Source organism: Metabacillus malikii, assembly GCF_030813355.1.
GTDB lineage: Bacteria > Bacillota > Bacilli > Bacillales > Bacillaceae > Metabacillus > Metabacillus malikii.
This window is the reverse complement of record NZ_JAUSUD010000004.1, coordinates 62,871-76,706: the sequence shown is the minus strand read 5'-3', so window position 1 is coordinate 76,706 and position 13,836 is coordinate 62,871. Positions and strand designations below refer to the sequence as shown.

The 13,836-nt window shown below is 32.7% G+C and carries 16 protein-coding genes; 12 read left to right on the top strand and 4 right to left on the bottom strand.

All coding sequences use genetic code 11. The annotated features are described in order from the left end of the window. The first annotated feature begins 390 nt into the window (after positions 1-390). The 10 genes from J2S19_RS05845 (at position 391) to J2S19_RS05800 (ending at position 9,617) form a co-directional block, all read left to right on the top strand. Entirely contained in the window at positions 391-1,659 is a 1,269-nt protein-coding gene (locus J2S19_RS05845; RefSeq protein WP_307338620.1) for a SpoIID/LytB domain-containing protein, read from the top strand. A gap of 390 nt (positions 1,660-2,049) precedes the next feature. Beyond that, a complete protein-coding gene (locus tag J2S19_RS05840; RefSeq protein WP_307338617.1) occupies positions 2,050-3,156 on the top strand; it encodes an HD-GYP domain-containing protein in 1,107 nt (368 codons plus the stop codon). A 424-nt stretch (positions 3,157-3,580) separates the two neighbouring features. Continuing rightward, positions 3,581-3,784 (top strand): hypothetical protein, encoded by a 204-nt coding sequence (locus J2S19_RS05835; protein WP_307338615.1) that lies wholly within the window; start codon positions 3,581-3,583, stop codon positions 3,782-3,784. Between the two features lie 19 nt (positions 3,785-3,803). Further along, the gene (locus J2S19_RS05830) at positions 3,804-4,094 is read left to right on the top strand and encodes a spore coat protein (RefSeq protein WP_307338612.1); all 291 of its coding nucleotides are present in this window, start codon (positions 3,804-3,806) and stop codon (positions 4,092-4,094) included. 175 nt (positions 4,095-4,269) lie between these two features. Further along, complete coding sequence (locus J2S19_RS05825) at positions 4,270-5,796, top strand: spore germination protein (RefSeq protein WP_307338609.1); 1,527 nt, start codon at positions 4,270-4,272, stop codon at positions 5,794-5,796. Positions 5,797-5,821: 25 nt separating this feature from the next. Further along, positions 5,822-6,925 carry a GerAB/ArcD/ProY family transporter gene (locus J2S19_RS05820; protein ID WP_307338607.1) on the top strand — a complete coding sequence of 368 codons (1,104 nt, stop codon included), beginning with the start codon at positions 5,822-5,824 and terminating at the stop codon, positions 6,923-6,925. After that, a complete protein-coding gene (locus J2S19_RS05815; RefSeq protein ID WP_307338604.1) occupies positions 6,912-8,168 on the top strand; it encodes a Ger(x)C family spore germination protein in 1,257 nt (418 codons plus the stop codon). The genes J2S19_RS05820 and J2S19_RS05815 overlap by 14 nt, the downstream gene beginning before the upstream one ends. Then, on the top strand, positions 8,168-8,326 hold the full coding sequence (locus J2S19_RS05810; RefSeq protein WP_307338600.1) for a hypothetical protein: 159 nt from the start codon (positions 8,168-8,170) through the stop codon (positions 8,324-8,326). Before J2S19_RS05815 ends, J2S19_RS05810 begins: the two co-directional genes overlap by 1 nt. Positions 8,327-8,371: 45 nt before the next feature. Further along, complete coding sequence (locus J2S19_RS05805) at positions 8,372-8,671, top strand: DUF3892 domain-containing protein (RefSeq protein WP_307338597.1); 300 nt, start codon at positions 8,372-8,374, stop codon at positions 8,669-8,671. A 274-nt stretch (positions 8,672-8,945) separates the two neighbouring features. After that, positions 8,946-9,617: a YetF domain-containing protein gene (locus tag J2S19_RS05800; RefSeq protein WP_307338595.1), complete on the top strand. Its 672-nt coding sequence runs from the start codon at positions 8,946-8,948 to the stop codon at positions 9,615-9,617. Positions 9,618-9,710: 93 nt separating this feature from the next. Here J2S19_RS05800 and J2S19_RS05795 read toward each other — a convergent pair whose 3' ends face one another. Next, on the bottom strand, positions 9,711-10,157 hold the full coding sequence (locus J2S19_RS05795) for a YndM family protein (protein ID WP_307338592.1): 447 nt from the start codon (positions 10,155-10,157) through the stop codon (positions 9,711-9,713). 272 nt (positions 10,158-10,429) lie between these two features. Next, a complete protein-coding gene (locus J2S19_RS05790) occupies positions 10,430-10,552 on the bottom strand; it encodes a biofilm-forming protein (protein WP_307339147.1) in 123 nt (40 codons plus the stop codon). Positions 10,553-10,684: 132 nt separating this feature from the next. Here J2S19_RS05790 and J2S19_RS05785 point away from each other — a divergent pair, with 132 nt between their 5' ends. Then, positions 10,685-11,515, top strand: a complete 831-nt coding sequence (locus J2S19_RS05785; RefSeq protein WP_307338588.1) for an SDR family oxidoreductase — start codon at positions 10,685-10,687, stop codon at positions 11,513-11,515. Positions 11,516-11,526: 11 nt separating this feature from the next. After that, entirely contained in the window at positions 11,527-12,681 is a 1,155-nt protein-coding gene (locus J2S19_RS05780) for a GNAT family N-acetyltransferase (protein ID WP_307338585.1), read from the top strand. A gap of 65 nt (positions 12,682-12,746) precedes the next feature. On the opposite strand, the gene J2S19_RS05775 is transcribed toward J2S19_RS05780, so the two are convergent. Beyond that, on the bottom strand, positions 12,747-13,439 hold the full coding sequence (locus J2S19_RS05775) for an LrgB family protein (RefSeq protein WP_307338581.1): 693 nt from the start codon (positions 13,437-13,439) through the stop codon (positions 12,747-12,749). Between the two features lies 1 nt (position 13,440). Continuing rightward, positions 13,441-13,806: a CidA/LrgA family protein gene (locus J2S19_RS05770; RefSeq protein WP_307338578.1), complete on the bottom strand. Its 366-nt coding sequence runs from the start codon at positions 13,804-13,806 to the stop codon at positions 13,441-13,443. Between the last annotated feature and the right edge of the window lie 30 nt (positions 13,807-13,836).

Genomic DNA, 13,836 nt, shown 5'->3' with positions numbered 1-13,836 from the left:
AGAGGGAATCATTTCATGTTCCTCATGTGAAGGCAATGGAAAGGTAAGCTTTTTTAAATGGTTGAAAATGAAATAACCGTTCAATACGACGACATATTTTCAAAATTAATAATCTCACATAGACGGTACTGTCTTTAAGAACAACTTAAGGGCAGTACTTTTTATTATAAGTTTACATAATAACGTTATCTTAAACGCAACAATCTTTAACTATATGTACGAGAGAGGTTATTATCCTTCCTATGACTTACATGCAATGCTAAAGAATGACGTAAACCTAGCTTACAAAGCACTTTCATTATAAGCAACAAAAACAGTGAAAAGTTTTCCTATATAAAGATAAGTTTACCTTTTTGAATGAAAATGAATACTTTCTGGAAAGATAAACTTATGAAAAAAATAATATTACTAAGTTTATCTTTGTTGTTTCTCTATCCTTTTCAAGCTCGTGCAGAAGATTTAGTTAGAGTAAAACTAGTCCAACATATAGGCGAATCGAGCCAGCTGACTTTTCGGGTTTCTGGACAGTATCAAATCCTAGGTGAAACAGTTCCATTAAAAGAAAATATTACTTACAAACTCACAATGAAAGGCGGGAAATTTGTTCTAAAAGAGGGAAATCGTAAAGGTGAAGCATTAATGTCTGATACACTTGTATTACTTCCGAAGCGTTATGATTATACCCATCAAGTTTCCATTAATGACCGCCCCTACTTAGGCGCAATGGAATTTATTAAAGAAAAAAACAATACGATTAGACCAGTAAATCAATTACCTGTCGAAGATTATCTAAAAGGTGTTGTTCCATTTGAAGTCTATCCATCTTGGGGCATTGAAACATTAAAAGCGCAAACATTAGCGGCTAGAACGTATGCAATTTCCCACATAAATGATGATCTGGACGATACGATTAAATTTCAAGTATATGGTGGATTTACGTGGAGTGAAAGTACAACTAAGGCAGTAAATGATACAAAAGGGGAAGTTATCACTTATAACGACCGTCTAATTGATGCTTTTTATTCAGCAAGTAATGGAGGAATAACTGAAAATAATGCTCATGTTTGGGGAGCACAGCCAAAATCGTATTTTCCTATTAAAGAAGATCAATACGACCCTGTAAATCCATGGAAATTCAAACTTCACAAAACACAGATTAATCTTAATGATCAAGATGAATTAGATGATAACTGGTGGGAGAATGCAAAGGAAAAGGACACAGAGATTACAAACTCAATGAAGAAATATTTACAAGCAAATGGATATCCTGGTGAAATTAAAATTTTATCAATACCTATGTTTGAAGTCTCATCAAAGACTCTTAAATCAAAACGTTCTACTACTGGTTCAATAAAAGTCGAGTTTTTACAAAGATTAATTGATGGTACTATCCTCTATGATGAAATCAGTTTTAATCAAGTCAATTTAAATAAAATCAGACCATTAATTGGAGGTAATTTATTTAAGAGTTATTTTATTGATTCGCTTACCGTAGAAAATGATGCATATGTAATGAAAGGTAGAGGTTTTGGCCACGGTGTAGGGATGAGCCAATGGGGTGCACATTACATGGGCGTAAGTGGTAATAGTTATCAGCAAATTATTGACTATTATTATCCTGGTACAAAAATTAAGCAAGTTGATAATTTAATGAAATAAACAATAGTTAAAATGGCTAGCAATTTTATCCGATATTAAAACAGCTAGCCTTTTCATATTACATCAGTATAGCTGACAACCTGACAGTAAAATTTGACTAGTAATCTGAAAACATCCAAACTTTATTACTATATTTCATTATAAATTGATATACCTAAAATAAAAACCACCTAAATACCTAGTATATAGCTCTGCATTCACCCCCATTCGCACTAATATTCAACAACAAAATGAACATAACAATTCTTATGTACCAATGTAAATAATTGAATTAATGTATCATTTCTACTATAATCGACAATATATCACACCAAAAAATTAAATTATATTCTATTTTATAAATATTAAGAACGAACTTGTAAGGACTACTTTCGTCAGGAGATTAAAAAGATGCGCTTAATAACATTAAATCGTAGCGAGTCTGGTTATCGATTAGGAAAATCGATTTATTATGAGAATGGCAAAATTCTGTTAGCTAAAGGAACGATTTTATCTGATAGCCTCATAAAAAGACTTACTCAATTCAATGTATTTACAATCTATATAGAAGACGATGATTCAGAGGGAATAGAAGTAGTGGAATCTATACCTGAGGAACTAAGGGTTGAATCTATTGAGGCTGTAACGAGTGGATTAACAACAATCGCTGAATATACGTCTAACACATCAAACATACAAGGTATGATGCAATCTAGTAAGTCTATTGACCAATTACAAAAAACCTTTAAAAATATCACGACAAGCTTAGTAGAAAATCGCACGGCACTAAACCTTCTTGCAACTACTAAAATTGTTGATAATCACTTATATACGCACTCCTTAAATGTCGCCATCTATTCATGCCAGCTTGCAATTGAAAATGGGCTTCCACGTAAAGAGATTGAAGAAATTGGCCTAGGAGCATTATTGCATGATTTAGGTAAGATGTTTATACCACCTGAGGTATTAAACAAACCAGATAAGTTGACAAATGAAGAATTTAACTTAATTAAATTGCATACCAAACTTGGTTTTGAAATTCTTAGGAAGGTCCATGGTTTACCTCTAGTCATCTCACATTGTGCACTCCAACATCATGAAAGAATCGATGGAAAAGGGTATCCCCGAGGTATAACTTCCAACAACATTCATCCATATGCAAAGATTTTGAGTGTTGCTGATGTTTTTGATGCAGTAACTTCCCAAAGAGTTTATCGCCCAGCAATGCTCCCTCACAAAGGACTAGAAGTACTTTATTCTGGAAGTGGGACACAATTTGAGAAAAAACAAATTGAACTATTTAGAAACTGTATCGCTATTTATCCACCTGGACTAACTGTAAAATTAAATGATGGAAGAACAGGCATTGTCGTGCATTATAATTTTCATTCTGTAGGTAGACCTTTAATCCGTATCATTAAGGATCAAGATAATCAGAAAGTGCAACCATATGAAATTGATTTATCTCATTCAAAGCATCTTACATTAGAAATAATTTCAGCAGATGCTTTACTCTAAGTATTTAAGCTAAGTATGATTCATTATTTATACTATTAATCCAATTAATTCCAATAATAGATAATTAAATAATAAAGGGTGACTCTATTGTGGTCGGCCCCCTCAAACGTAACTAGCTTATAGTCATGTTTGCTAGAGGGGTGGACACTTATAAGTCACCCTTTTTTTTACATTTATACTTGTCTCGAAAAGATGGATTTAGATTTGCCTTGCAATCTGGGATAAAATTAAATACTAATATGAATACTAACGCTTAAAGGGCATTTCCGTAAATTTTGAGGTAGTTGTTTTTTTTCGATGTCCAAGGATTAATACATTATGAACCTATCGTACTTAATTAGCTTGAATAGGTGCATGCTTTCACAGATATGTATAACAATATTCGCATTTTAAATCCTAAATCAACAATATGAGGTGATAAAATTTGGCTTCACTAACAACTAAAGAATTGACATTTATTGAGGACGAATTACGAGCGGAAGAGATTATTGCAAAAACAATAAATTGGTGCGCAACTTTGTGTGATGATGAACAACTCAAAAACACTTTAGAACAATTAGCACAATTTCACCAAGAAAACATTCTTGATTTGTCCAAATATTTTAATCGTTCACAAGATATCCAATAACAAAAAGGAGATGGTGTCTATGCCTAATAATATAGAAGGACGAGGGTTAACAAACCGTGAAATGTTGCAATTATGCCTAGAGTTAGAAAAAGGGCGATGTCGAAGTTTAGCAACTACAATCATGGAAACAAGTCATGTTAAGTTACAAAAAATTTATATGGCCTGTTATGAGAGAGCCTTGAGCAACCATAACGCCCTTTACAATATTTTATCTGAAAATGGCTGGTATAAAACGATCGACGCTAGCCAAGCAGAAATTGAGGAAGTACAAAATACCATTCAACATAATTTAAATCCGAGAAGTGAGTAACTATGTTTCAAGTCTTAGCAATTTGTTAATAGGGTGCTTTTCATCGACGATTCACTCTTAATAATTAATAGCTATCAAGTAAAATTTTACGAATAAAATTGTAAGTTACATGCACTCTAATGAAAAGGTAGATCGATTTTACATCATAGCTATCGTTTCTAGGAGTGAATAATTGATGAAGAAGCTTCCTTTTTTTAAGAATAATAAAGAGCATAAGAAAGATGATACAAATAAATCTTCTGATAAAACTAACCAAGATGAAAAGCATTTATCCTGGGACATCCAAAAAGATGTAGAACTTATAAAAGAGATTTATTCTGTCCCCGAAAACATAGACTTTGTCGTTAGAGAATTCACATTAAAAATGAATAGCAAGAAGGCAGCAATCTTCTTTATCCCTTCTCTAACTGATGTCAAATTAATAGAGGAGCAATTAATAAAACCTCTTATTTTACATGAAACGGAAACCGAAATACCATCAAGTATTAGTATAAGTTCACTAAAGGAAGAGACTAGTTTAAAGAATATTTTAAAGGAACTAAATTCAGGTGAAACAGTACTATTAGTAGAGGGAGAAAAGAAAGTCCACATAATAAAATCAGGTAAAGTAGCAGGAAGAAGTGTTGAAAAGCCGCAAAATGAAACAACATTGCTAGGTCCTAAAGAATCATTCATCGAGAAAGTTGATGTAAACATTTCGCTCATTCGTAAAAAAATCAAAAGTGAAGATTTCAAAGTTGAGAAAATGACTGTTGGGAAACGCTCAAATAATGATGTATTCCTAGTGTACAATAAGCAGCTTGCAAATAAAGAAGTTCTTAAAACAGTAAAGTCGAGATTATCGGAAGTAAATAAAGATGCAGTCCAAAACTTAGGATTGCTTGTTCAACTTATTGAAGACCGTAAAACCAGCCTATTTCCGACAATCTTGCAAACAGAGCGACCTGACCGTGCTGTTTCATATATTGAAGATGGCCATATTATTTTAATCATGAATAACTCACCCTTTGCTTTAGTTACTCCTGCAACTTTTTGGACTTTCCTTCATTCTGCTGATGACCATTATTTACGATTTATCTTTGGTAACTTTACTAGGTTTTTACGATTAATTGCAGTTTTTATCACATTATTTTTGCCATCTATTTACATATCAATAACGAACTATCATCGTGAAATGTTACCTGCGGACCTATTGCTAGCAATAGCCGGTGCTCGTGAGATGGTACCTTTCCCAGCTATTTTAGAATTACTCCTAATGGAGTTAGCCTTTGAATTAATCCGTGAAGCCGGTATCCGTGTACCTGCACCGATAGGACCAACAATCGGCATCGTTGGTGCTTTAATATTAGGACAGGCTGCAGTTGAAGCAAATGTTGTTAGTCCCATTGTCGTTATCGTCGTTGCAATGACGGGGTTATCTTCCTTTGCGATAAGTGATGTAAATCTAAATTACGCTATCCGAATTTCTAGATTTGGCTTTTTCTTTGCTGCAAGCTTTATGGGCATTTTTGGAATGGTTGGATGTTTTTTAATTGGGTTATATTATGTAACTGTTTTTAAATCGTTTGGTGTCCCTTACTTTGCACCATTAACACCAACGTATAAATCTTCTAATGATACATTGTTTAGAAAAGTTTTAAAAAGTGAAGCAATAAGACCTGGTTATTTAAAAACGAAGGATTTAAAAAAGGGTGTAAAATAATAATTTAGTGAAATTAGGTGTGACAATGGTTACTCAAGAAAAAGATGTAATAGGCTTTAAAGAATTGTTCTCAATCATTGTTATAATTGTTGGAACTAAAGCAAGTGATATGACATCAACACTTCTTTTTGAGCATAGTCTTAACGCTGCATGGATGGTAGTGATCTTTTCTTTCTTAATCATCCTACCTTCTTTACTAGTTTTGAATCAACTATTAGAGAAATACAAATCTAAAAACCTTTTTGAGATAACACAACTTCTATTAGGGAGAAAAATTGCCTTTGTTATTGGTTTAGCTTTCCTATTATATGCCGTAACGAAAACAGCAATTGATACTAGAAGTTATTCAGACCAATTAATCACTATTAACTTACCGAAAACACCTATGTTTATTTTATATATCTTGTTATTAGTTGTTTGTTTGTGGGGCGCAAAAAGAGGTTGGGAGACAATAGGTTCCGTAGCGTTTATGGTCGTACCATATATACTTTTAGCATTATCATTACTTTACTTGTTGCTTTTTAAGGAAATACAAATAAATCGAATGTTTCCGCTATTCGGACTAGGTTATCCCGAGTTGGCAAAGGCTAGCTTTAAATTCACCTCTGTTTTTTCTGATATATTTCTTCTTGCAATCATGTACCCATTTGTAAAGAAACATAAAACTTACGCGAAGGGTATCGTAAGCTCTGCGATTTTTACCGTAATACTCATGTCATTATTATTGCTGCTATATGCGTTAATTTTTGATTATCGCAGTTTGGACAAAATCACTTATCCTTTTAATGAAGCAATTCGTTTTGTTTCAATCGGAAAGGCGATTACAAATATTGAAACATTCTTTATTACCTTTTGGTTACTAGCTGTATTCGTCAAATTTACTGTCTATATATATATTACAAGTAAAATTTTCGGATTTGTCTTTCATATTGAAGAGTTTGAACACACGTTACTCCCAATTACGATACTTATCCTAATATTAGGGATGATTCCTGAAAATGATATACTAAACATATTTTTCATTAAGTCTGATATTGTTTACCAGTTCAAATATATCTTTTTAACTTTGCCTTTTATCCTTTGGATTTTTTCGAAATTTAAGGGGGTAAAAACAAATGAATCGTCTTAAAATCCCTCTTTTACTTTTTTTTGTTTTAACATTCCTTACAGGTTGTTGGGATCGTAAGGAGTTAGAAGAGATATCATATGCGATTGCAATTGGTTTAGATATACCAGAAGGAATTGACCTTGAAAAGGATCAAGCCTTTGATGTAACATTTCAATTTTCTAATCCAAAACAGAATATGCAAGGAGCCACAAGTGAAACAGGTGAAAAGGAAATTATCACCTTAACCGCTCCTGACTTTGTAACAGCGAAAAATACTGCAAACTCCTTTGTAACAAGGCAAATTTCATTAATTCAATCGAAAGTCATTGTTGTTTCAGAAGAATTAGCTCGCTCTGATTATTTCTTTAGAATTATTGGAACAGCTTTGAAAGAGAGAGAAATAAGGAGAGAGACCCAATTAATTGTCACAGATGGAAAAGCTTCTGATTTTCTTAAAAAGAATAAACCAGAAATGCAAATTAGACCACACCGTTATTACCAATTTGTTATTGATCGTTCAATCGAAACTGGCTTAGTGCCAGAATCTAGCTTAAACAGGTTTTTAGCGATTACAGATGGTGATGCTGACCTTTTTCTATCTATGTTCGGTTCTGTTAAAGAAGCAAAAGATGAAAGTAAGTTTAATGAAGAGGATCAATATATAGCCGGACATGTACCAAAAGATGGCGGAAACCAAGCACAACTTATCGGGTCAGCTGTATTTAAGGAAGGAAAAATGATTGGTAAGCTCACTGGTGAAGAAACGAGAAGTGCAATGATCCTTGATAATAGCTTAGATATGGAAGATATGTATGTAAGCTACACAGACCCAATCGATGACCAATATAAAATCGTTGTTAGGCTAAAGAAGAAGGATCAAACTGATGTAAAAGTCAAATTAAGAAAAGGTCCTCCTAAGATTAATGTGGTAGTACCCATATCTGCAGAAATTTTATCAGCACCAAGTATGGTCGATTACTCATCAAATGAAAAACATTTAAATAAACTAAGAGCTACCATCAGCAGAGAAATAAAGAAAAACCTTGAAGAGCTTGTTGAAAGGTCACAAAAGGAATTTAAATCTGACCCGTTTTACTGGTCTTTGTACGTGAGACCATTGTTCAAAACGGTTAAAGAGTATGAGGAGTGGGATTGGACAAAAAAAAATTATCCCTATGCAGATATTGACATTAAGGTAAAAGCTGAAGTATTTGGGTTTGGTAAACAAATAAAAGAATCCGAAATGGAAAAGGTGAAGGATTAGTGAAATTACTTTTATGGGCTATTGTCTTAATCGGCACACTATATAGCTTTGGTCATGCATATGTTTTAATGAAAGATAAAAATAAGCTAGGAGCATTTGGCATGTCAATTGTCGGCTGTTCAATTTTTATATTATCTTTCCTAGTGCAAATGAAATAATTTCTTACCACAGATTGCACAGACAAAAAAATAGAGGTGAAATACATGGACCGCTTTGAACAAATATACAATCAATATAAACAAGCAAATACGCAGGATAATCACTCACTAAACGAGAGTTCCACAAAAGAACAAATTGTAGCAGTGAGAAAGAATGAAAGTGGAGATTTAATTGCTTTTAAAACGGAATCCGGTCGAGAGCTTGATTATGTACAAGCTCTTCATGAAGCAAAATCAGGCCAATTAGCACATGTAGATGTATTTCATAAGTACGGTCGAGATATTCTTCGAAGTGAACCAGACGGAATAAAAGAAAATAACCTTAATGAATTGCCTGAATTTTAATTAGTTTGATGTCCCTAAAAACTAGATGAAAACATGTACGATTGTATAAATTACCTAATAAAGCAAACTATATTAATGGATTAACTTCAAAAAACACGTGTGAAGATTCGCGCGTGTTTTTTTCAAAGGTTCTTATTAAAATGATTGTGTTTTTTACTCGAATTTTATCAGTGATGATTGGATCAGATTTTGAAACTCGTTGGATGGAGAGAGGGGTAATACTTATGCCACTTTATAAAAATTACTTATCAATTGTATGGAGGATGCAAAAAGTATGTTTCTACAAATATTAGTTGAAATAATCGGTGGATATTTTGTGTTATTAATTCTTGTTAAGTGTTTAGGGAAGACACAAATTAGTCAAATTACTCCTTTTGACTTTATTTCCGCTCTTGTCGTAGGAGAATTTGTTGGAAGTGCCATTTTTGATGACAAAATCGGATTACCAAAAATCATATTTGCGATTGCGATTTGGGGATTACTAATCTTTTTAACAGAGTTTATTACTCAAAAATCGAGAAAATTCCGCTATCTCTTTGAAGGAAGGCCTTCAATGATAATTAATGATGGGAAGCTCGATTGGCGGGAATTGAAAAAAAATCAATTAGATGTGGACCAGCTTCAACAATTATTAAGGTCAAAGGATGTATTTTCACTAAAAGAAGTAAAATACGCTATTTTAGAAACAAATGGTAGTATTAGTGTTATCCGACAGTTTGAGGCAGACAAACCAACTACTAGTGATTTAAATTTAAAAAATGGCACCAGACATCTCCCAATCACACTAATTAGTGATGGTGAAATTTTAGAGATAAATTTAAAAAAGGCTGGTGTAGATAAAGACTGGCTATTACACCAATTAAATTCTGAAGGAATATCAAATTCAAAAGATGTTTGCTATGCAGAATGGTCTCCAAGTCACCCTCTTTTCATACAAACTTACTAGTGCTACCTAATTTACTGATATATAATCATATAAAAAAGGGCTGCCACATATATGACAGCCCTTTTTCAATCCTAAATAACAGTATATTAATATTTAGTCCTTGTTATTTTTTTTCTGAACATTTGGATTAAGTTCTTCTGATGCTTCAGTTTGATACTGGAGATTGTGGTTCACGTTAAAATTAGACTTGCCTTCCGTAATGACATCTCGTTTCATATATCGATGAAAAAAAACTTCAAATAAAGACACACCAATTCCGACTAATAATGAAACTAGAAATAGTCGATAACCATTAGGGGTAATATTTGATAGGTAGAACCAAGTAAATAATAAGGCCAGAGCAAAATCTGAGATTGTGGCAGTGATATTTCGAGTACGTGGTAGTAATAATAAGTCCCCAAGAACATATGAAATGACCCCTAGTAAGAGGGTAACTGTTAATATATTACCAAAAGTATAATTAAACACAAATCCAAGAATAAAGGCTAGGAGTAAAAAGGTTGCAGCCATTTTAATCATGATTGCCTTTAAATGATTCATTTTCATATCAACCCTTTCTTCATTTTATCTATCCTTATTACTATTGCTTGATTATCATTTCAGATGAGACACCTTCAAATAGCTACTAGTAGAGTTTTTAATGAAAAAATACTTCTTATAAAGTAATCATCGTTGAGACACAAATTGTTTATAGATTCCGTGTATTAAACCTTATAAATAAGGACAAACCCACCAACTCAAAATATATAGAATGAAGTGAAAGTGACTATATATCAATGGATGTTGGAGGCGTCTGCCCTTTGAATCATCGACTACTTATTACGTTTAGCATTTTTGTTTTGTTTTTTTACATTATCTTCTTTAAATGCTGATTCTGTCTCATGGTCATGTTGAATTTGTTCAATGCTTGAATTTTGAATACCTTTTTTAGTCATTGTTTTCACCTACTTTTCACTCATGATGAATAGTTCATCGTTTAGTATTTCTCTTTATGAGTATTTCATGCAAATATAATTAAATCGTATATAATAATATGAAAGCCCAGCAACAAGGAAAGGAAGTCTATAATGAAGGTTGCATTAATAACTGGTGCTAATAGTGGTCTCGGTTTAAGTATGACAATAGAGCTATTAAAAAGTGGATATACCGTCATCGCTACTATGCGTAATCTAAATAAACAATTAGAATTAATACAAAAAGTAGAGCAATTAGATTTATCTAATTATTTAACTGTACAACAGATGGACGTAACAAAACTTGCTGAGATTGAATACATAAAATCTTATGTTCAAGAACAGTTTGGTCAATTACATATACTGATTAACAATGCCGGATATTGCGAAGGCGGCTTCTTAGAAGATATAACGATTAACGAGTGGACCATACAACAAGAGACAAATATTTTTGGTACTTATCAAGTTACGAAAACATTTTTACCTTTATTAGAAAAGGTTAAGGGCACAAAAATTATTAATATGAGCAGTGTGAGCGGATTCTTTGGATTTCCAGGTATGTCAGCATATACAACGTCAAAATTTGCAATTGAGGGACTAAGTGAAAGTCTAAGGTTAGAATTGCTTCCAAAAGGTATATTTGTCTCTGTCGTTGAGCCTGCTTCATACAAAACAAAAATTTGGGAAAAGGGCCTAGAGAAGGTCAAAATAATAAATAATCAAACGAATCAATTTAAACAAAATTTATATAAATATGCACAAGCATCAGCGAATCATGGTTCGGACCCAGTCGAAGTAGCAAAACTAATCGTCAAGATTAGTAAACAAAGAAAACCGAAATTCCGATACACTATCGGCAAAGGTGCAAAAACATTATCAATACTAAAAAGGATTCTTCCTTGGAGATTAATCGAGAAAATAGTAACTAGAAAATTAAATAAGTGAAGGAGTCCAACATGGCTGAAAATGTTATATTTTTTGATAAAAATAACTGGGAAGAGATTTGTTGGGATTGCTATATAGAAGGGGAGAAAATAAAGAAATACTTTACTCCTTTATTAAAAGGGGAAACAAAAGAGCTTATTCATAATGTTAATACGACGATAAGGTTTGTCGCTATTGATAATGTTCTGTTACCGTATACGGTAAATGAATCTGAATACGAGAATTCATATGTTTGTTCACCTTATAACCATTACATAACGTATTCAAAAGAAGAACTCACCATGTTAAACAATAAGGTTTTAGAAGCACCATTACGTATGCTGTTAGCAGTAATGGATATCTTTGTTAAGTTCATAAAAATAAACAAAGTTGTCTATATAAATAATTGGTTAATTTCAACTAACTTATCGCCGCTATTAACTGAAAAGCAATTATCGGCACTCCATCATGCAATGTTGAACAAATATCCAAGTTATTTAATTGGATATCGTTCTTTAAATGATGGCCTTTATCCAGAAATGATAAGAGACTTGAAGAAACTGAAATATGTGTTCCTTCCAAGTCGCTTTGTATATATTTCTGAACCAGCTGATATTATGCATGCTCGTAAAAAGGTACGTAATACACTAAAACGTGATAAAAAACTTTTTTGTAATCAAGAATTCGAAATTATCTATCACGATGAATTCACTAGAGAAGACTTGTCTCGTGCTAAACAGCTTTATGATAAATTATATTTAGAAAAATACTCTTATAACAATCCGCAATTCTCAGAACAGTACATTTTATCTACACATAGAGAACGTGCTCTTATTTATATGGGACTTAAAAGAAATGGTATCTTAGAGGGTGTATTCGGGTCCAAAATATACCAAAACAAAATGGCAAATCCAGTACTTGGTTACAATACAGACTTACCTAAGGAAAAAGGTCTTTATCGGATGCTCCGTTATTTGGCAGTTAATGAATCCATTAAGCACGATCGAAAATACCATCAAAGTGCTGGGGTCGGTCGCTTTAAATATGATAGAGGTGCAAGAGGCTATCCAGAGTATACAGCTATATATATTCATCATTTATCAAAATCAAAAATATTATTTTGGAAGTCATTGAGTTTTTTATTAAACCATTTTGCGATAAAAATTGTTGACAAAAAGAAACTGTAAATACCATTACTTATTCTAAGTGGTAGTCCAATTATCAAATCATTTTGATAATTGGCTACATTGTATTATATTTCTACCAAATGAATTAAGGAAGGTATAAGCAAACTACCCCAAGCCATTGTAATCCAAGCAGCAAAAATCATTGCTATCGTAGAAAAGGTTCCTTCCCTATCTCCGTACTCCATTGCTTTTGACGTTCCGACACCATGAGCACTCATTCCTAGAGCTAAACCTTTAGCGATAGGAGATTTAACTTTAAACCACTTGATTTCAAATGGACCTAGAATGCCTCCAATTACACCAGTCAATATGACAAATATTGTCGTTAACGTTGGTAAACCTCCAATTTCTTTGGATACTTCAATTGCGATTGGGGTTGTAATCGACCTAGGTAACAAACTCGTAATAAACTCTGGATTTAATTTAAATAATACCGATAAAATAAATGTTGAAACAATAGCTACTAGTGAACCTGTTGTTATACTAACGATAATAGTTCCAAGGTATTTTTTTATTAAATGAAAATGTTTATAAATCGGGATTGCAAATGCTACTGTTGCTGGACCTAGCATATGAGTAATAGCTTTCGATCCATTTAAATAATGATCTGCCGGAATATGAAATAGTTGTATTAATGAAATAATCAAAATTGGACAAATAAGTAATGGATTGAATAATGGTAGAGACCATTTTTTATAACCGAGTTTCACTACTTTATAAATGATATATGTCACAAATGTATAAAATACAAAAATCATTTTACACACTTCCTTTTTTCTTATCAATGAACTCAGCTGTTAGTGCTGTCGTAGCGATAACAATAAACGTACTTAGTCCGATTAAAAATATTGATTCCAAGCCCATTAAGCTAAAAATATCTTGATAATTTATAATCCCTACAGCTGAGGGGATAAAAAACAATAGTAATTCTGCTAATAACCAGTTACCCACATTTTCAACCCACTCTAATTTAACAATTCCTATTAGTAAACAAATGAATAGCAAAACTAAACCAATCATCGGGGCTGGCAGTGGGAGCGCAATAATCTGTTTTATTCCATATCCACATAATAAGAATAAATGAATGAATACGAATTGCAGGCTTATCATCCAAACCTTTTTCATCATAACCACCTTCCTTTTCGGAAGAAGCAT